This window comes from Varibaculum sp. (assembly GCF_008661855.1).
In the GTDB taxonomy this organism is placed as follows: Bacteria; Actinomycetota; Actinomycetes; order Actinomycetales; family Actinomycetaceae; genus Varibaculum; species Varibaculum timonense_A.
Window position 1 is genome coordinate 63,153 of record NZ_RPZY01000023.1, and the last position, 19,711, is coordinate 82,863.

At 49.1% G+C, this 19,711-nt stretch carries 14 protein-coding genes; 4 read left to right on the forward strand and 10 right to left on the reverse strand.

Features of this window, described 5'->3' with window-relative positions:
* Window positions 1-21 precede the first annotated feature (21 nt).
* The 5 genes from QZT94_RS02365 to galE all read right to left on the reverse strand — a co-directional run bounded on the left by QZT94_RS02365 (window position 22) and on the right by galE (window position 6,416).
* Window positions 22-1,827, reverse strand: a complete 1,806-nt coding sequence (locus QZT94_RS02365) for a glycoside hydrolase family 2 (protein WP_072510636.1) — start codon at window positions 1,825-1,827, stop codon at window positions 22-24.
* A gap of 14 nt (window positions 1,828-1,841) precedes the next feature.
* Window positions 1,842-2,675, reverse strand: coding sequence for a carbohydrate ABC transporter permease (locus QZT94_RS02370; protein ID WP_072510635.1), 834 nt, complete (start codon window positions 2,673-2,675; stop codon window positions 1,842-1,844).
* A 7-nt stretch (window positions 2,676-2,682) separates the two neighbouring features.
* The gene (locus QZT94_RS02375) at window positions 2,683-3,552 is read right to left on the reverse strand and encodes a sugar ABC transporter permease (RefSeq protein WP_270626196.1); all 870 of its coding nucleotides are present in this window, start codon (window positions 3,550-3,552) and stop codon (window positions 2,683-2,685) included.
* Between the two features lie 123 nt (window positions 3,553-3,675).
* The gene (locus tag QZT94_RS02380) at window positions 3,676-4,926 is read right to left on the reverse strand and encodes an extracellular solute-binding protein (protein WP_296760701.1); all 1,251 of its coding nucleotides are present in this window, start codon (window positions 4,924-4,926) and stop codon (window positions 3,676-3,678) included.
* Window positions 4,927-5,426: 500 nt separating this feature from the next.
* Window positions 5,427-6,416, reverse strand: a complete 990-nt coding sequence (galE, locus tag QZT94_RS02385) for a UDP-glucose 4-epimerase GalE (RefSeq protein ID WP_270626194.1) — start codon at window positions 6,414-6,416, stop codon at window positions 5,427-5,429.
* 166 nt (window positions 6,417-6,582) lie between these two features.
* Between galE and QZT94_RS02390 the strand changes: the two genes are divergently transcribed.
* From QZT94_RS02390 to QZT94_RS02400, 3 genes are all read left to right on the forward strand, one after another.
* Window positions 6,583-8,094, forward strand: a complete 1,512-nt coding sequence (locus QZT94_RS02390) for a hypothetical protein (RefSeq protein WP_296760699.1) — start codon at window positions 6,583-6,585, stop codon at window positions 8,092-8,094.
* A 9-nt stretch (window positions 8,095-8,103) separates the two neighbouring features.
* Window positions 8,104-8,544: a GtrA family protein gene (locus tag QZT94_RS02395; RefSeq protein WP_296760698.1), complete on the forward strand. Its 441-nt coding sequence runs from the start codon at window positions 8,104-8,106 to the stop codon at window positions 8,542-8,544.
* A 268-nt stretch (window positions 8,545-8,812) separates the two neighbouring features.
* Window positions 8,813-9,811 carry a malate dehydrogenase gene (locus QZT94_RS02400; RefSeq protein WP_296760696.1) on the forward strand — a complete coding sequence of 333 codons (999 nt, stop codon included), beginning with the start codon at window positions 8,813-8,815 and terminating at the stop codon, window positions 9,809-9,811.
* A 137-nt stretch (window positions 9,812-9,948) separates the two neighbouring features.
* Here the strand turns inward: QZT94_RS02400 and QZT94_RS02405 are convergent, their stop codons facing one another.
* From QZT94_RS02405 to rsmI, 4 genes are read right to left on the reverse strand one after another with little or no spacing between them, the layout of a single operon-like run.
* On the reverse strand, window positions 9,949-12,591 hold the full coding sequence (locus tag QZT94_RS02405) for a UvrD-helicase domain-containing protein (protein WP_296760695.1): 2,643 nt from the start codon (window positions 12,589-12,591) through the stop codon (window positions 9,949-9,951).
* A gap of 23 nt (window positions 12,592-12,614) precedes the next feature.
* Window positions 12,615-14,123 (reverse strand): sialidase family protein, encoded by a 1,509-nt coding sequence (locus QZT94_RS02410; protein WP_270626189.1) that lies wholly within the window; start codon window positions 14,121-14,123, stop codon window positions 12,615-12,617.
* Window positions 14,124-14,146: 23 nt separating this feature from the next.
* A complete protein-coding gene (gene metG / locus QZT94_RS02415; RefSeq protein ID WP_296760692.1) occupies window positions 14,147-15,949 on the reverse strand; it encodes a methionine--tRNA ligase in 1,803 nt (600 codons plus the stop codon).
* A gap of 52 nt (window positions 15,950-16,001) precedes the next feature.
* The gene (rsmI, locus tag QZT94_RS02420) at window positions 16,002-16,856 is read right to left on the reverse strand and encodes a 16S rRNA (cytidine(1402)-2'-O)-methyltransferase (protein ID WP_296760691.1); all 855 of its coding nucleotides are present in this window, start codon (window positions 16,854-16,856) and stop codon (window positions 16,002-16,004) included.
* Window positions 16,857-16,886: 30 nt separating this feature from the next.
* Here rsmI and QZT94_RS02425 point away from each other — a divergent pair, with 30 nt between their 5' ends.
* A complete protein-coding gene (locus QZT94_RS02425) occupies window positions 16,887-18,617 on the forward strand; it encodes a phospholipid carrier-dependent glycosyltransferase (protein ID WP_296760690.1) in 1,731 nt (576 codons plus the stop codon).
* Between the two features lie 65 nt (window positions 18,618-18,682).
* Here QZT94_RS02425 and QZT94_RS02430 read toward each other — a convergent pair whose 3' ends face one another.
* Window positions 18,683-19,681, reverse strand: a complete 999-nt coding sequence (locus tag QZT94_RS02430; protein ID WP_296760689.1) for a Ppx/GppA phosphatase family protein — start codon at window positions 19,679-19,681, stop codon at window positions 18,683-18,685.
* Between the last annotated feature and the right edge of the window lie 30 nt (window positions 19,682-19,711).

A 19,711-nucleotide genomic window follows, 5' to 3' on the forward strand; every position in this document is an offset into this window, starting at 1 on the left:
TGATTATTAACTCTAGAGATTTTAACTGTACAGCTTGTTATTTGCGTTAATCTCGCGTAGTTTCTCCAAATCAAATTTGGGCTTACGGTCATAGGTTAGTAACCCATTTACTTCTTGCTCGACATCTGTTAGCTGGGTGTAGCAAAATCCCTGAACATCCTTGGAGGAATAAAGAGCCGAGATAAGTCTACGATAAGCCGATAGGAAATCTGAGTCGGAAGATACATTGAGGTAACTCCAATCCGAAGCCTGATCAGTGGCAAATCCGATACCACCACATTCCGTGATAAGAATGGGCTCCCCTTTGTAGTCGAATCCATTAGCATACACTGGACGTCCACTGATTAACTGTGAAACCAGCGTTTCTTTCGATTCTAGATTCTCGCGAAAATCCGTAAATTCGGAATCGACTACGCTTCTACCAAATCGATAATTGTGAATTGCGCAGATATCAGTGATGGTCTGATCCCATCCATCATTAGAACTAACTAAACGAGTGTTGTCGAGCGAGTGTAAAAAATGGTACAAACTCTGAGCCCAATGCTGCTGACTCTCGTCAGCATGAATATTCGGCACTCCCCAGCTTTCATTTAACGGAACCCACGCAACGATACACGGATGATTGCGGTCTCGCAGGTACGTTTCTTTCCAAGAATCAAGGATAGCAATTTGTGATTGTGTGGTAAACAGGGGGGTAGAAGAGCATTCTTCCCATACCAGATACCCCAGCTTGTCCGCCCAATAAAGAAACCGAGGATCTTCTAGTTTTTGATGTTTGCGACATCCGTTAAATCCCATCTGTTTGGCGAGAGTAATATCCTGTCGATAGTCTGCGTCGCTAGGCGCAGTCAGTAAACTCTTAGGCCAATATCCCTGGTCAAGGATAAGTTTTTGATAGTAAGGTTTATTGTTCAAATATATGATTCCATTTTCAGAATGAATTTTACGCATTCCAAAATAGCTTTTTATAAAATCTCGTTCACGTTGTGAATCAGAATCTATCAGGGTTAGTTCGACCGAAAACAGATTAGGATATTCCGGACTCCAAATGTACTCCTCAGGACCGTGGAATCCTGTCTTGAAAATATCAGACTGCACAATATCAACGGTTATCTTTAGCCTATTTTCGATACACCTGGTGCGAGTTTCTGTCACCAATAGGTCGCGGTAATAGATTCTTAAATCTATCCAGTTATTTTTATTCTGGTTTTTTAACCCAATAGAAAGCTCGACAGAGCCCTTATCCACATCAGGTTTCATCCCTAGGGATTCGATATGTTGATGTTCTACCACTTCCATCCATACCGTTTGCCAAATCCCACTGCTGCGGGTGTACCAAATTCCCTTAGAACAGGACTCCCAAAACTGCTTTCCCCTTGGTATCTCCTGATTTTCCAGCGGATCATAGACTCGTAGACAGAGACTTTGAGAGGTCTCTTCCTTAAGGAACGGAGTGATATTGACTGAAAATGGGGTTTCACCTCCAGTATGTTCCTTAACTAGTTGTCCGTTAAGAAACACCTTTGCTTGATAGTCAACTGCTCCAAAATGAAGAATCAAATTCTCTTGCGGAGATAACTCGGGAAGCTCAAATTCCCGTTTATACCAGATAATGTCATGTCGATCTTGACAGTTAATACCGCTTAGTTCACTCTCATACACAAAAGGTACATTTATTTTCCTATCAAAAGGCTGGTTTGAAAGATACCAGCGTTGCTGCAATCCTTTATCTTCGTCATCAAAGCAGAAGTTCCAAACACCATTTAGGTTTATCCAGTTTTCTCTTTCAAATTGCGGACGAGGGTATTCATTGCGTAAGTAGTTCAAGGGATTTCTCCTATTTATTTAATGCCGCTAGTCATATGCAGCGCTTCCATAAAATATTTCTGAGCAAAAATGAATATGCCTAGCATTGGTAGCAGGGCTACCAATGCTCCAGCAGTAGAGATTCCCGGATAGGTCTCATATTGTCCTTGCAATAGCTGTAACCCAGGGGTTATAGCCATACTCTCTACATCAGTAAGCACGATTGATGGCCATAAAAAGTCATTCCAAGCTGCCGTAAAAGTAAATAATGCCACTACTGTTAGCGCAGGTTTTAATAGCGGCATGATTACATGCCAATAAACTTGCAGATGATTTGCTCCATCTATCCTAGCGGCCTCATCGAGCTCATCAGGTATCGCTTTGGCAAACTGGTGAACAAGAAAAACGTTATATACGCCTGCTGCACCTGGCAATATCACGGCTAGAGGAGAATTCAACAGTCCTAAAGTGTCTACAATTTTATAATTGGGAATTAAGCTAAGGACGGACGGAAACATCATAGTCGATAGCAAGAATAAGAAAAGTACATCCCTACCTTTAAAATTAACTCGAGTATAACCGTAAGCAGCCAACGAAACTACTATTAATACCAAGAGAGTTTGACCCACTGAGATTATTAATGAATTGACGAACCAAGTTAATACAGGAGTCTGCTCATTGGAACCTAGTAGCTCGATATAGTTAGCAAGAGTAAATTTATTTGGAATCAGACTAAAACCACTAGAAATAATTTCATTTTTTGATTTAAATGAAGTAAAAAATGCCCAAACTACAGGAATAATCCATAGGACAGAAAGAGCTAGAAGCACAACTCCCGCGAAGAGTTTTTCAACGGTTTTAAACTTCATGATTTACCTACTTTTGACAGAGTCTTAAAATGATGAGCTCGACTGCGGAAACCAGGATAATAACTAGACCTAATATCGTTGCCATCGCTGATGCCATTCCTGCAACCGGCACTCCGGATCCAAACGCATTCTGTTGAATGCTCATAAGTAGAACCTTCGTGGATTCATTCGGACCACCATTTGTCAGCATTAGAGGTTGACCGTATACATTAAACTGCAGAACGGTGGTCGTGATAACTGTGAAAAGCATTGGTAGCTGGATACTGGGAAGTTGAATTTGGCGAAGTATACGTAGATTTGATGCTCCATCAATTCTAGCCGCATCAATTTGTTCTTGCGACACTCCACCTAGAGCAGCAATGTAAATTATCAGGTTTTGCCCTATACACCACCATACAGTAACTAATATCAATACAATCCAAGCGTAAGGCTGTGTTTGAGTAACATTAACATCAACACCAAACCATTGGGAGAGCGGGCCATAAGAACGACTTAACAAGAATGCAAAAATTAGCATGACAGCTGATACTGCAAACATGGAGGGAATATAGAAAACTGCTTGAAAAATCTTTTTTAATCTTTTTTGTGTTTGCAGCATAAACGCAAGCATCAGAGGAACTACTATGCAAAGCGGCACTGTAAATATAACGAAAACTAGCGTAGCGGATAGCCCCTTAACCAGTTGTTCGTGAAATATAGAATTACTATCGAATAGGAGCTCTTTATAGTTAGCAATTCCCGCCCAGCTGGGATTATCAAACAGAGACCAGTCAGTAAATGACGCGTAGATTCCATATAGGACCGGAATCAAAAAGAATAATATAAATAAAATGCTATGTGGTCCTACGAACAGAGCCGCCCATAGTCCATTAAGCATATTGCTCTTACACCTGCTTAGTTCGGATTTCATAAATATAAACCTATTTATCTATTGACCTGTTTTATTGCTTGTTTGTCGGGTGAGCTTACTTGAAGTCCACCCGACAAACAGGTATAAGCGTCATTTCTTCATCTTTTGCTCAGCAATTTTCTGTATTTGCTGCATTGTTTGTTTAATCTCGGCTTTACCGGTAATCATGTCCCATGCTCTCGCATCAATCTCGGTGTTTACGTAGCTGAGTCCAGGAGTATTGATTACCTGCACAGCTTTGGCAATTTTCTCCTGTTTTAGCAAGAAAGATTGCGGCATACTTGCATATTCCGGATTATCTAACATGGCTTTGGCCGAGGGATTGACCCCTGACTTAAGCATTTCTAGTTGGTTAGACTGCAACCATTCCATAAAAGCGACCATGCCCTTTTGTTTCTGTTCTGATCGTCCATTTTTATTTTTAACGATCACGTATTGGTCAGCGCCTGAACATTGAACCAGGTTCTCTGGATTCCACTGGGGAACGGTTGTTTCTCCCCAATCGAAGCTAGCATCTTTAACTGTGGAGAGTTGCCATGTACCCTCTGGCATAAAAATCAGCTTACCGTTCATGAATAGCTTGATTGCTTCTTTACCGTTTGGAACCATATAACCCACTTCATTAAGCTTTTTTAGCTCCTCAAAAACTTTGGTGGAAGTCTGGTTATCAACCGAGATGCTGCCGCTACCATCTGTCCATTTACCGCCCATTTGGAGATAAAGATTGTCGTAGTTTTGGAATGGCCAGGAGTTAGAGTATGAATAAATACCATCCGCTTTTGCGGCAGCACCAGCTTTTTCAATTTCTTCAAAAGTGGCAATACCGTCATCCATTGCCCCTGGTACATATTTTTTAACTAAATCCTTGTTGTAATACATAACCCAGGTTCCCATGGTTCCCGGAATGCCATATTGGGAGTTCTCAACCTGACCTGCTTTCCAGGCGGCAGGCAAGTAAGCATCATTTCTTAGTTTTGTACCTTTAATGAGCTCATCCCAAGTTTCCAAAATACCCTGACTCTGCCAGGAAGGAACTTCCTCGGAAGCCACCCAAGCTATATCAGGAACATCCTTTCCGCTACGAGCGGTAGTAGCTAGCTTCGCGTTAAAGGTGTCTTTCTTCATCGTTAGCATCTTTACTTTTACGCGCGGATTAGTCTTGTTATAAGCGTCGAAAGTAGTTTTTGCCGCCTTCGCATCGGGGCCAGTAACCTGACTCCATACAAGTATCTCTGAATCATTGCCTTTTGAGGTACTACCCCCACTGCTACATCCACTTAACCCGCCTACGGTTAGAGCTAGTGCACAAACTGTTGCAAGTTTCGCTATCTTTTTCATCATCACTCCTTAGTGATTAGGTTTTTCCAATGCCACGTTGCATTCACCGTCATTTTCGCATCAATCTGCTAAGAAATAACTCAGTTTCGAGCCATATTAGGTGCGATTTTTTGCAATTATCTTTCTTAAAACACACAGATTTAATACGATAGTTTGCTTTTCATACAACTAGATAGAAGATAATTCTTGATTCTGAGACAATCGGAAGCTAATCGTGACGGCGCGAAATCTCTACCGGAAATCCTTAGGTTTTAAGATATAGAAGATTTCCTACCTGTTATCATCACTGAAAACACCAAAGAGATCGTTTAAGTAGTCGAGATTTAGAAAATTTGGGGCTAATACCCATTCTGACATTAGCCCCAAATCTGCAGTACCTTAGAATCCCAAATCATTGGTATCTTCAAACACTACAAGCGTAGAAGAAAAAAATTTTTCCGGGGTTGATAGAAAGTATTCCTATCAACCCCGGAAAAGATAGAGAACGGGACTATATTTGCTGTTTATAGTCCTTCAATTTTATCTGGACCTGCCTGCCAAGCACTCCAGGCAGATTCAAGAATCTCCTTGACTCCGTATTCTGCTTTCCAATCCAAGTCAACGCGAATCCGGGTAGTATCCCCGATTAGCTGAGCAGGATCCCCGGCGCGGCGAGGCTGCTCATCGGCTTGGAAATCAATCCCGGTAACCTGTCGCAATCCCTCTACAATTTCTTTTACGGAAGTACCTTGCCCAGTCCCCACATTGAAAGTATGGTGTTCCATCTCTTGACCGGAAGCGACATAATCAAGAGCATGTAAATGTGCTTCAGCCAGGTCTTTTACGTGGATATAGTCGCGCACGCACGTACCATCAGGAGTGTCATAATCACTACCAAAGATAGCTGGGTGTTTGCCCTTTGCCAGGCGTTCAAGCACCATCGGGATTAGGTTAAGTCGGGCAGGATCGCCCAAATCGTCCCAGCCGGATCCAGCAACATTAAAGTAGCGCAAACCAATCCAACGCAGCCCCCAGGCGCGTTCACAGTCCGCCATCATCCATTCCCCAATCAATTTGGTTTCCCCATAGGGATTGATGGGTTTACCGGCAAGTTCTTCCGGCACCACTGGTACATCTGGCTGCCCATAGACTGCCGCTGAGGACGAGAAAATCATTTGCCGAACTCCGGCATCACGCATAGCGGACATCATATTGGCCAGTCCCCCAACGTTCTGCTGGTAGTACCACATGGGTTTTTCTACCGATTCCCCCACCTGTTTACGCGCAGCAAAATGGATAACTGCCGTGACGTCCTCGTCAATGAGAGTTTGGAATAAAACCTTACGAGCCCCGGAGCTGGCAACATCAAGTTGTACCAGTTTCGCGTCCCCAATCCGGGTAGGACTACCGTAGGAAAGGTCATCAACGACTACTACCTTTTCTCCGCGTTGCTGTAAGAGACGAACCACATGGGCGCCAATATAGCCGGCACCTCCCGTAACTAAAATACTCATAGCTACAGACTACCGCAGATGACGTTAGCCGTTACCGAAATACAAAAGTTTGCCACAAACGAGGAAAGATTATCCAGATTTCAGACTTTAAAGTTCGTTAATAATAAGTTAGAATATACTCAGGTTAGTTGGATTATACCTGCGGCAGGGCGGGAGGTGATTTCGGATGCGCGATGCCACGTCTAAGCGCCGTATTGCAGTACAGGCAGCCTTAGCCATACTGGCACTGCTAATCATCCTGGGAGCATTAATTATTTCCCCCACCACCTCAATTGCGGGATCGACCAAACCTACCTATGAACTAACCTTGACACCGGTGAACCCGCAACCTACTACCGCCACTACCACCACCGATTCCTCCTCCGAATACGAACCGGTAATGCCCGGTCCTTCACCTACCCCTACCTTTAACGGGCCGCGCATCATCCTTTCTCTCCGCCCGGTTCAACCCGGACCGTCCCCAGTTCCAACTTTTAACCCCACCCAATCCCCCTCCGACACGGTACAGCCAGTGGGGGTTGCTCAAGATTTACGACGCGCCTCTGCTTCGGGTTCCTTTGCCTGTGGGCTGCGCACCGATGGCACGGCACGCTGTTGGGGGGTTAATGAATCTGGTCAGCTAGGTATTCCAATCACGCGCCAACCCGCTATTATTCCGCAAACAATAGCGAATCAGCCAGTGAAGTTCACGCAGATTGCCACGGGCAGGGAGCACACCTGTGCTCTTGGCACCGACAGCTATGTTTACTGCTGGGGCGATAATGCTTATGGGCAACTAGGACAGGTTCGTCCCCGAAATGAACTTTCTGGTTCTTTTAATCCTCTCCGAGTTAGCTCCTTACCCGCAGATACGGCACAAATTTCTGTGGGAGGACGCCATACCTGCGCTCTTTCCAACTCCGGGGTACTGACCTGCTGGGGAGCTAATGACATGGCTCAGATTGGCAACAGTACCAACATCGGCAACCAGCTCAAACCAGTCGCGGTAATGACCGAAGTAAAAGAGGTCGCTACCGGCAATGACCACACCTGCGCCCTCAGGCAAGATTCCACCGTGTATTGCTGGGGGGTCAATTCCCGTTTTGATGCTCGCAATGATCTCCTAACTCTTGGCTATCAGCTGCGCCCCACTCGGGTATCAGATATGAAGTTCACCTCCCTGCGGGCAGCCGGTGATTACTCCTGCGCTATCGCCGAGAGTAAACGGCTTTATTGTTGGGGGGTCAATACTGATGGACAGGCTGGCAAACCCGGAAATGTCATGGCGAGAGGTGCGGTTTCACAGCCGGAACTGGTGAGTGCTCTACCCCAGGTCGGACAAGTTTACTTAGGGAATTACGGGGCTTGTGCCGTTACTACTGGCGGCAGCACCTACTGTTGGGGACGTAACGATTTTGGACAACTCGGGTCAAACATTCCTCTAACTTCCCGTGTAGGTCTAACTGACACTCAGCTCATTGGAGCTGCTCCTAGTGTCAGCGGATTAGATTCTTATATGAAACCGGGTGAGCGTTCCACCTTGTTTATGGGCAGCACTTTCACCTGTATGCTGAACAAACAAAACGATATGCGTTGTCTTGGCAACTGGGCGCAGGGTCAGTTAGCTGACGGTCGCCGTACAGACAGACTTTCGAACCAGCGTACCGCACAGCTAACCCCGGTTTATTCACGCCTTTAACTTTTAGTTGTGCAAAAAGTATTAAGCTATTTTCGCGCCCCTGGTCGCCTGGTTCGTATTATTAAGTTCTGCCTGGTTGGAGGAATGAACTATCTGGTGGATATTTCAATATTCAACCTGTTGATGCTAGGTGTTTTTTCTTCCCATCCCCTTACCTCCAAGATTCTAGCTGCCGGGGCGGCTACCGTTTTTTCTTGGATAGTGAATCGGTACTGGACGTTCCGCCATAAACGTACAAAAAATCCGCTACAAGAGTTCATGGGTTTCGTAGTAGTGAACGGTTTAGGGATGCTTCCCGCCGTTATCTGCTTGGGAGTAAGCCACTATCTACTAGGCTTTACCTCTCTGTTGGCAGACAATATCTCTGCCAACATTATCGGTCTGGTGCTAGGAACAATCCTGCGTTTTTTCCTTTACGAACATACTGTTTTTACCGGCAGCAGCGAATAGGTTCTTATTTTCTACCGTGATAACTCCTCTAGGTAGTTGGAACCACAAAACTATCAGGGTAATACCCAAAGTATCGGTATCCCAGACCAGGGAATACCAACTACATCTTGCAATCTTTAAGCGCGACCCTATCTGCATCTTTGTTCTGACATTTATTCATTGATGGTGGCAGATAGCACTCTAAAGCGCTAGGGTGGAATCATAAGTCTACTTGGCTTGACCGACCGCGCGGTCGGTAGATAACAACCTTTCATCAAAGGAGAATCACATGGCAGAATGTTGCTGCAAAAAACCTGTTACCGTAACCGTTACTGGTGCTGCCGGTAACATTGGCTACGCCCTCCTATTCCGTATTGCTTCTGGCGCTATGCTCGGCCCCAATCAGCCGGTAAAACTGAACCTGCTAGAAATCCCGCAAGCAGTTAAAGCTGCCGAGGGAACCGCAATGGAACTAAACGATGCCGCCTTCCCGCTACTTGCTGGGGTAGATATTTACGACGACGCTAATAAAGCTTTTGAGGGATGCTCCTATGGTTTGCTAGTTGGAGCACGTCCGCGCGGCAAAGGTATGGAACGCGCTGACCTTTTGGCCGCTAATGGCGGTATTTTCGGTCCGCAAGGCAAAGCTATTAACGACCATGCAGCTGATGACATTCGGGTATTAGTAGTAGGAAACCCGGCGAACACCAACGCCTATATTGCTTGCAAGTCCGCTCCGGACGTACCGGCAGAGCGTTTCACCGCTATGATGCGCCTAGATCACAACCGCGCTATCTCCCAGCTAGCCGAAAAGACCGGCGCGGCAGTCAAAGACATCAAGAAGATGATTGTGTGGGGTAATCACTCCGCTGACCAATACCCTGACCTCACCTTCGCTACTGTAGACGGCAAGCCGGCTCCGGAACTGGTTGATGAGGCTTGGTTGGACGACTACTTCGTACCTACCGTAGCTAAGCGGGGTGCTGCCATTATCGAGGCGCGGGGTGCTTCTTCGGCGGCTTCGGCGGCTTCGGCGGCTATCGACCATATGCATTCTTGGGCTTTGGGAACGCCAGAGGGCGACTGGACCACTATTGCCGGTCCTTCTCACGGCGAATACGGGGTTCCTGAAGGCCTCATCTACGGTATGCCCGTCATTTGCAAAGACGGACAGTACCAGGTAGTGGAAGGTCTGGAGCTCCCCGAAAAGACCAAGCAGCATATCGTAGCAAACGCGAAGGCAGCTGAAGAGGAAATCGCTACCGTTAAGGAACTGGGAATCCTCTAGACCTCTTTTTGCTTACCAAACCCTTTGAGGTCGGGTAGAGCCAAAATAGTGGGGGGTTGGGCAAAGTGCCCAACCCCCCACTATTATTTTTCAGGACAACTGATTAAGACCAGGAATAACCGCCCAGCTCCCGTCAGCTAGATTTTCTCCATTGGCGCTAGACGCAGCAGTAACCGTTTAGTTACGCCCCCCGAAAACTCCACTTTTGCGCTCTTGGAACGCCCGCTTCCCTCAATCGAAATCACAACGCCTTCCCCGAACTTGTCATGGCGGACACTATCTCCAGTACTCACTCCCACAGCTTTCCCAATTGAAGCATTTGCATCGGTACGTGCCCCCAGCTCGGTTCCCAACCGCTTCACCTTCCCCGTCTGCCTACGAGTAACCTTACCGATACCTCCCGCTCCAAAAGCCGGGGTACTAGCTTCGTCCTCTCGATACCTGGAAGCTCCTTGCTGTTTACCATAGTTGCTGCCGCGATTGCCATAACTACCGCTACGTCCTCGGGAAGTATTACCCCAACTATCACCCAAACCCCAGGCAGAACTGGCTGAGGAAAAATCAAACTGAGAATTGTTCTTAGTTAGCTGCTCCGGCTTATCTAGCAAATCGCTTGGCATATCTAGCAGGAACGGAGAAAGCGGCTGCCAGCGACTTTCACCCCACATTTGCCGGTTATGGGCAGCAGTCAAATACACTTTCTGCTGCGCACGGGTAATCGCCACATAGGCTAGGCGGCGCTCCTCCGCCATCTCAGCAGCTTCTCCCAAAGCCCGAGAATGTGGGAAAGTTCCTTCCTCCAATCCCGTCACAAACACCACCGGGAACTCTAGGCCCTTCGCCATATGTACGGTCATTAAAGTAACCTGTCCTCGCTGGTCACCGGGCAGTTGATCCGCATCGGCCACCAGGGCAATCCGCTCTAAGAAATCCACTAAAGTACCCTCAGGTTCGTCCTGACTGAATTGGGAAGCCACGTTATAGAACTCCGAGAGGTTATCCAGGCGTACCCCGTCCTGCGGATCTTTAGATGCTTGCAGCGAATCTAAATAACCGGAGCCGGTGAGCACTTTTTGTAAAATATCCTTTAATGGTTCGCCTTCTACATATGCCTTTCGGGCTTGAACCAGGCAATCCCAAAACTTGGCAATATTTGTGCATGCCCGCGCCGGTAAGCCGGTAACTTGCGTAGTTTTGGAAACAGTTTCGCTTAAACCAGACAGATTAGGGTCGAGGCTCAGCTCGGGATACTGCTCACCTAACTCTTGAAACCAAACCAAAGCGGCAGCCCTACCAGGAGAAATATCATAAATATTCGCTGCGGCTTGGAGAGCGTCCTGTGCCTTGTCTCCCAATGAACGTTTCGGAGTGTTAATCACCCGGAAGAAAGAAACCGTATCGTCGGGGTTAGCCACCAACTGCAGATAAGCGATAGCGTCTTTGATTTCTTTTCGTTCATAGAACTTGGTGCCCCCAATAATCCGGTAAGGAATACCGGCGTGGGTCAAAGTTTCTTCCAAGAGGCGCGAATGGGCGTTAATCCGGTAAAAAATCGCAATATCTCCATAGGTATATTTACCGCTAACCAGTTTATTGATTTCTTCAACCACACCGAGAGCTTCTTCGCGGTCACCGGAGGATACCCTGACCCCCACTTTTTCGCCCTCACCTGAGGCAGTCCAGAGTCTCTTCTTGTGTCGAGTCTTATTATGGGAAATAACTGCGTTCGCCGCCGCTAAAATATTTCCACTGGAACGATAATTTTGTTCCAGGTAGACGGTGGTAGCTCCGGGGAAATCTTTCTCGAACTCTTCAATATTACGGACGGTTGCTCCGCGAAAAGCATATATAGACTGGTCAGAGTCTCCTACTACGGTCAGTTCTGCCGGAGTTACTTGCCCGATAGCGCTGGCGCTATTAACGTCTTGAACAGCGTTATCTACGGCTGCTCCGGACACTCCTGCCAGTAGCTTCACCAGAATATATTGGGCATGGTTAGTATCTTGATACTCATCTACCAGGACGTGACGGAAACGGTGACAAAAACTCGCCTGTACCAGGGAATTCGTCTGAAACAACTGTACCGTACGCATGATTAAATCATCGAAATCTAGGGCATTTGCGGCTTTAAGGCGACGCTGATAGATGGGGTAAACTTTCGCTACCACTTCTGCATCAGCACCTAGACCAGCAGAACTAACATAAGTGTCCGGATCAATGAGCGAGTTTTTCAAATCAGAGATTCTTCCTTGAATCTTTTTCGCCGGAAAACGCTTGGGGTCTAATTGTGCTTCTTTCAAAATCATGGACACTAGACGGGTTGCATCCGCCTGGTCATAAATAGTGAACGAGGATTTTAGACCAGCAGCATCCGCATATCGCCGTAAGATTCGCACGCAGGCAGAGTGAAAAGTTGATACCCACATTTTCCCGGCTTGCTCTCCTACTAGGGAGCTGACCCGTTCGCGCATTTCTGCGGCTGCCTTGTTAGTAAATGTAATCGCTAATATCTGTTCTGGACGTGCGCGGTCAGTAGCCAACAAATAGGCGATACGTCGAGTGAGTACCCGCGTTTTTCCTGAGCCTGCTCCTGCCATTACTAACAGGGGGCGACCATAGTGCTCTACCGCTTGGCGTTGGGGTTCATTTAACCCGCTCACTATGTCTTCGGGGCTGGAGGCAGGGGCGGGCGTAGCGTTGCCAGCAGCAAAAACCCCGCCGGGTAGCACGGTTTGGGACGTGGGAGTATCAGCAGAAAAAAGGGCGTTAAAATCTATCATTAAACCTGGTTATCGGAGAAAAGTTATCTAGTTAGCAGACCGGCGCGACGTAGAACCTGGTTTTGTTCTTCCTCGCGGGCATTCCAGCCGACTGCTAGATATTTAAGGGACAAAGTGTCGATACAGAGAACCGATACCGATATTCCGGAATCAGTCTCGTAGGCTACCGCAACGATACGAACATCTTCTAGGGAGACGATATCTATCGCGTTCACTGGATGGGAGGTAAAGGGCACGATTCCCAGCAGCTCAGAAGCATAATCTAGCATGGAGCGCACAGTACCCTGCCCGTTTTGGTTGCGCGCCACTGATAGCATGACTCGCGCCTGTTCTGTATGTTCAGGGGCAGAATAGAAAGCTCGTTCTACCGCTGCCGGAAGCGCACTGCCAAGCGCTTTTTGTTCAAGTTGGGTGGTGAAACTACGCCCGCCATCCTTGGAGCCGTAAGCGTTAAAGGTAAATCCACTTTCAGTTTCCTCTACACACCCCAATACCAGACTGCCGTCATTTAGCTCGGTAATAGTAGCTTGCACTACGGTTTCACCAGCTAGTTTACCGGCCCACCAGGAAATTCCCTGATCGTCAGAGCAAACTGCGACCGCTCCTCGCCTGCCATCACTATCAGTAGCTATCGCCACATAGGCGAGCCTGCCAGTCCAAACTCCGTTACGAACCTGCAAACCGTGACCATAGGCGGTACGCCGGGAAACCCAGTTTTGATCACCATCAACCAAGGTAGTCAAATCCCGGTAACGCCAGGTATCGCCCTCGTCATCGGTGAAAGCTACTGCAATCCGATTCTTGGAGTCATCTTTAGCGGTGCGCGTAGTTACCGCAACGAAAACCCGCCCGGTAACCTGGGAAATAATAATCTGCGGGGATGTGAAACACTCACCCGAATCCGTATATGTTTCCTGGTCAAATAGGACTCGCGGTTCTTCCCAGCTGATACCGTGGTCACTGCTGCGGGTGTACCACACTTCGCAGCGTTGATTGGGGATACGTTTTTCGAAAGCGAGAATTAGTTTTCTGCCCGGAGTGCGGTCAATCGCGGGAGACCCGTAGACAGCATCGGCACTAGCTGCGCAAATATCCGCAGTTTTCACCCCATGTACCGGGATTTTACGATTCGGCTCGCTGACCGATTCTGTCTGTGACTGGGAGCTTGAGTTTTCTGTGTCCGAGGAAGCGTGGGAGGATTCTTCCTGGGGCACCGCGGAATCAGTATCAGCGGATTTAGGGGTTTCTCCAGCCCCACCCTCTGACGTAGTTTCTGTAGGTTTTTCCTGAGCGGACGCGGAATCTGCGCCACTAGAGGAGAACGAAGAAACAGGTTTTGATTCCACGTCACTGACGCTGTTATCTTCTAAAATCACTACCCCGGAGGATTCATACACTTTGCGTTCCTGCTCCGGTTTATTTGTATCTTTAGTGGCGCTCTCTAGAGCCAGAGGCAAGGAGGAATTGGGCTCGCCATCACGAGCCGAAGACCCTCGAAAGAGCCTTTTTAAGCGTTGCCAAAACCCAGCCACGTCCCTCTCCTTTTACCCCTCAGTTATGCCAGTCTGGCTAGTTCCTCTTCTATAATCTCAGAATCTAGTTTCTCAAACACGGGTTTAGGTTTAGAAACTGTGTTTCCAATCTTAACCTCATGTCTACCCCACTGCGGAACATCACCGTAATCACCCGTAATAATGGGATAGTTGAAATCTGAGCCATCTTCTCTAGTTTGGTCTAAATCAGTTACTTCTTCAATACGAGGCATGGGGGCAATCTGCCCTTGCCCGCCAAATACCCGGTCGATAGCATTGGCCGAGGACGGCAAGAACGGTGAAAACATCAGGTTCAGGTCGGCAATAACCTGTGCCAACACCCATAATATCGTGTGTAGGCGCTCCTGAGTATCCGGGGTTTTCAATTTGAAGGGCTCGGTAGATGCCACATATTGGTTAGCTAAAGCAACCAGCCGCATAATCTGCTGCAATGCTGCCTTTTGCCGATGGGTTTCAATTAGCTGTCCTACCGCAGCAAACCCGGCTTCAACCTGGTCTAAGAGCTGTTTATCCTCGGGTTGTAACTGTCCAGGCTGCGGAATCGCTCCCACTCGTTTATGGATCATCGAAGCCACGCGGTTAACCAAGTTCCCCCAGGCAGCAACCAATTCGTCATTGGTGCGGCGCACGAACTCTGCCCAGGTAAAGTCAGCATCCTGGTTTTCGGGACCAGCTGCGGAAATAAAATAGCGCAAGGCATCGGCCTGGTAGCGCGAAAGCATATCCCGCACATATATCACCACAGATTTAGAGGTAGAGAACTTTTTACCCTCCATAGTTAGAAATTCAGAAGAAACCACTTCGGTGGGCAGGTTGAGCCGCCCCATTTCACCGGGCTCGCCGCCGCGCTCGCCCTCGCCGTTATATCCGAGTAGCTCCGCTGGCCAAACCTGGGAGTGGAAAACGATATTGTCTTTGCCCATAAAGTAATAGGAACGCGCCTGCGGGTCATTCCACCATTCCCGCCAACGTTCTGGCTGACCGATGCGCCGCGCCCACTCGATACTGGCAGATAAATATCCCACCACTGCGTCAAACCACACATATAGGCGCTTGCTGGGTTGGTCTTCCCAACCGGGAACCGGTATCCCCCAGTCAATATCGCGGGTCATAGCGCGCGGCTTAATTTCCGCCAGAATATTTTTGGAAAAGCGGATTACGTTAGGTCGCCAAGTTCCCGAGGCTTCGCGTTCATCGAGCCATTTTCCGAGGGCGTCCGCGAGCGCGGGCAAATCCAGGAAATAGTGGGAGGTTTCCTCAAACTTGGGGGTTTCCCCATTGATTTTTGAAACCGGGTCAATCAAATCGATGGGATCGAGCTGTTTACCGCAGTTGTCACATTGATCTCCGCGGGCTCCGCCAGCTCCGCACAGCGGGCAGGTACCTTCGATATAGCGGTCAGGTAGCGCCCGGCCATTGGAGGGACTAATCGCGGCCATGGCTCGCTTTTCAATCAGGTAGCCATTGTCACGCACCTGCGCAAACATGGCTTTGGTAACGGCAATATGATTGCCGGTAGTGGTGCGGGTGAACAGGTCATAGGACAGCCCTAGATTCACCAAATCCTCTACGATTAGCCGGTTATTGCGGTCAGCGAGTTCTTGGGGTGAAATACCCTCTGCCTCTGCCTGCACCAAAATCGGGGTACCGTGTTCATCGGTTCCCGACACCATTAGCACCTCATGTCCCGCCATTCGCATATAGCGGCTGAAAACATCGGAGGGGACGCCAAAACCGGCTACGTGTCCAATATGACGCGGACCGTTGGCGTAAGGCCAAGCAACAGCGGATAAAACATGAGTCATACCTCTATCCTAATGCCCCATTGCCGGAAGCAAAATATACCTAAAGACCTGGCTATTTTCGCTCCGCAAGCGCCTGATTATAAAGTTCCTTGGAACTGAGCCCACTTTGGGCTGCTACCGCTTTAGCGGCGTCTTTTAGTCTTTCGCCGTCCTCTACCCGGTCAAGGATGAGCCTGACTGCTTCCGTAGGCGTCAAGGGAGTGCGCGGCGCGGCTCCTGCCACCACCAGCACGATTTCTCCGCGCACCTCTGTTGCTTTTTCTTTAAGTTCGCCAAGACTGCCCCGCCACACGTCCTCGTGCATCTTGGTGAGTTCCCGGCAGACCGCAGCGGAGCGTTTTTCCCCAAAAAGCTGGGCCAGTGCCTCCAAAGTTACTTCCAAACGTCGAGGAGATTCCAAGAAAATCATGGTGCGTTCCTCGCTAGAAAGCTCCTCTAACCGCCGCCTTAGGGCAGTTTGTTTGCGTGGCAAAAACCCTTCAAAGCAAAAACGATCCGTAGGCAACCCGGAGAGGGCGAGGGCAAGCAACGGCGCAGACGGGCCAGGCAGGACTGTCAGCGGCACCCCGCGCGCTATCGCCACCTGCACAATCACATATCCGGGGTCAGAAACCGTAGGCATTCCCGCGTCCGTTACCAACAGAACTCGCTGACCATTTGCGGCGCGGGAAACTATTTGTTCGGCTTTGCCCTGTTCATTGTGTTCATGACAGGAAATTAGGGGGGCGTGCCGAGTTACTCCCAGACGCTCGCGCAGCAGCCCAGTGCGGCGGGTATCTTCGGCTGCAATCAGGTCTGCCTGTTCAAAGGCGCTAATCAGGCGGGGGGTAGCATCGGCTAGATTACCAATTGGGGTGGCAGCTAAAACAATAGTGCCAGCGTTCCAGGATAAAGGTTGCACTCTCACAATTATGCCCTATCCGGTTAATATCTAGATATGCAAGCAATGCCCGGTCGTCCCGCTCCGCCCCCGCCAGTATCGGTGACAAAGGTTTTAGCTAACACCAACCGGGGACAAGATAAGAGTTCCAAAGCTCCCCTTTGGACTGCTATCACCTCACTGCCGGGACTTTACCTGCGAGGATGGCGTGGACAGCGAAAGAATGAAGAAATCGAGGCTCAGCGCGCCTGGATAGTTACGGTGATTGTTTGTGCAATAGGGGCAATTTTACGACTACTGCGTCTTGGTTCGACCCGCAAACTGATTTTCGATGAAACTTACTACGTTAAAGATGCCTATTCCCTGTGGCATTTTGGCTATGAAACTAACTGGCCTAAAGGGGCGGATACAAAGTTTATTGCCGGCGATTTTTCTACCCTTTCCGCAGATCCCGCTTTCGTAGTCCACCCTCCGCTGGGTAAATGGATTATCGGGCTGGGGATGAAGATTTTTGGCTGGTCTAATCCTTTCGGCTGGCGGATTGCGGCCGCTATTTGCGGGATAATAGTGGTTTATCTGACGTGTCGCCTAGCTTGGGCATTATTTAACTCTTGGATTTTGACCGGGATTGCCGGAATGTTTGTCGCTACTGATGGGGTAGCAATTTCGCTTTCTCGGGTGGGTTTGCTCGACGGAATTCTTGCCGCATTTTGCCTGGCTGGGGTACTTTGTGTGGTCTACGATCAGCAACAGGTACGCGAGCGTTTAAGCCGTAATCTTTTAGGCGCAAACCTAGGTAATGACCGGGTAGGGGTGCGCTGGTGGTTAGTGCTGGCGGGAGTTTGGTTAGGGTATGCGTGCGCGGTGAAATGGTCCGGGCTTTACCTGCTGGCAGTTTGCGGGCTTTTCGTTTTCGCTCGAGATTTATCTTTACGACTGTCTGCGCTGCGGTTAAACCCCCTGGCGCTATCTAAGGATTACCCGGCAGTTACCGGGAAAGGTCGCGCTTGGTTGGGAGCTATTGTACGCGGAGGGCTTCCCGCCTTTGGGCAATTAGTTGTGGTAGCTATTGCTGTATATTTTGCGAACTGGTGGAACTGGTTTGCTCACCCCAAGGCTTGGGGACATGGAAAAACCGCAGCCGCTACTGGTCATTCTTCCTGGTTAGACCCTATTTCTGATTACTTCACCTATATGAGTGAAGTGATGAAGTTCCACACTGGGGTAACCAGTAAACACCCCTACCAGTCCTATCCGTGGCAATGGCTGATTAATCAGCGCCCTACCTCGATGCTGTTTGAAAAACCGCATGGCGATAATGGGGATTTCACGGTGGAAGCCATGTCCTCGCTGGGTAACCCGATGCTGTGGTGGGTGGGAGTAATCGCCCTGGCAGTGATTATTTACTGTACCTTCGTTCGCCGCGACTGGCGTGCGGGAGTAATCCTGGTCGGCTACCTGGGACTATGGTCGCCCTGGCTCCTGTACTGGTATCGCACCATTTTCATGTTCTATATGGTGGTATTAACCCCATTTGTAGCCCTCGCGGTTACCTATATGATTGGTTTGCTACTCGGTCAGCTGCGCGCCCTTCCCCAACCGGTCTTAGCCGCCCGCGACCGTTTAGTTCCCCCTAAGCTTCGCACCCCAGATATCGCGGTTTCCATGGGGATTGCTCTGGTTATCGTGATTTTATTGGTCGCCGCTTTCTTCTACCCGGTAGTTAGCGGGATGCCGATTCCCTATTCACATTGGGGTTGGCGTATGTGGTTTAGCTCCTGGATTTAGTGCCCCTCACCTCGTCTGTTAAGCCTTTATCTCGACTGCTTAATAGGAGGAGGCCAGCTAAAACCCTAGGGCAAGATTGACAGGGCGATACCGTCTAAAATATCGGTTTCTGAAGTTATTATTTCTTGCAAACCGCTTCCGTCCGGTTCGATTTCCCCGTTTACCCGTTCGATAATTCGTGCCCACACCAGCGCACCTGCGCCGATAACATCGGCGCGTCCGGTGGGCATATACCCCAGGGCAGCGCGCACGGTAACCGGCTGATTCATCATCCAGTTACAGGAACTCAGCATTTGCGCGGGCGTTATCCGCGAGCCATGGATTTTTTCGGGCTGGTATTCTTCTAAGCCGAGGGCGTGGGCGGTAATGGTAGTGACCGTTCCGGCCACCCCAATCAGGGTGCGAGCGCGGTCTAACCCTAGTTTTTTATCTGCTTCATCTATCAGCTCATCAATGGCGGAAGTGGCTTTTATTAGGGCTTTCGCCATGCCGGGAGTCTGGCGGGGATCTAGGGAGCCATCCCCGCGTTTAGCCTCGGCAATCACCGGCGCCAGGTAGCGTTCAAATATACGCACCGAACCCATATTGGTGGAAATGGTGTCTATTACCTGCCCGCGTTGACCTAAAACAAACTCGGTAGACCCGCCCCCGATATCTACCAACAGTACCGGCTCGTCCTCGTCTTTAAAGGAGGAGGTAGCACCCGAAAAGGATAGGGTTGCTTCTTCGTCTCCGGAAACCACCTCGGGGATTACCCCTAGGCGTTCCTTAATCCCGGTGAAAAACTCCTCCCGATTTTTCGCGTCCCGGCTGGCGGAGGTGGCAACGAAACGAATCTTGTCCACCCCATATTTGGCGATAATCTGTGCGTATTCTTCTGTGGCGGTAAAGGTGCGTTCTAGGGCTGCCGGTGCGAACTGCCCGGTTTTATCGATCCCCTCCCCCAGGCGCACTATCCGCATTTCTCGAGATAAAACGGTCAGCGGCTCGCTGGGATTCTCCCGGCGAGCAATGATTAAACGAATCGAGTTGGTGCCACAATCAATACCTGCAACTAATGCCATAGCCCTATATTTTCACGGATTCAGATTCCT

Coding starts and splice junctions, on each gene's coding strand:
- QZT94_RS02370 (WP_072510635.1), bottom strand. CDS start 2,675: ATGAAGTTTAAAACCGTTGAAAAACTCTTCGCGGGAGTTGTGCTTCTA.
- QZT94_RS02375 (WP_270626196.1), bottom strand. CDS start 3,552: ATGCTTAATGGACTATGGGCGGCTCTGTTCGTAGGACCACATAGCATT.
- QZT94_RS02380 (WP_296760701.1), bottom strand. CDS start 4,926: ATGATGAAAAAGATAGCGAAACTTGCAACAGTTTGTGCACTAGCTCTA.
- galE (WP_270626194.1), bottom strand. CDS start 6,416: ATGAGTATTTTAGTTACGGGAGGTGCCGGCTATATTGGCGCCCATGTG.
- QZT94_RS02390 (WP_296760699.1), top strand. CDS start 6,583: ATGCGCGATGCCACGTCTAAGCGCCGTATTGCAGTACAGGCAGCCTTA.
- QZT94_RS02400 (WP_296760696.1), top strand. CDS start 8,813: ATGGCAGAATGTTGCTGCAAAAAACCTGTTACCGTAACCGTTACTGGT.
- QZT94_RS02405 (WP_296760695.1), bottom strand. CDS start 12,591: ATGATAGATTTTAACGCCCTTTTTTCTGCTGATACTCCCACGTCCCAA.
- metG (WP_296760692.1), bottom strand. CDS start 15,949: ATGACTCATGTTTTATCCGCTGTTGCTTGGCCTTACGCCAACGGTCCG.
- QZT94_RS02425 (WP_296760690.1), top strand. CDS start 16,887: ATGCAAGCAATGCCCGGTCGTCCCGCTCCGCCCCCGCCAGTATCGGTG.
- QZT94_RS02430 (WP_296760689.1), bottom strand. CDS start 19,681: ATGGCATTAGTTGCAGGTATTGATTGTGGCACCAACTCGATTCGTTTA.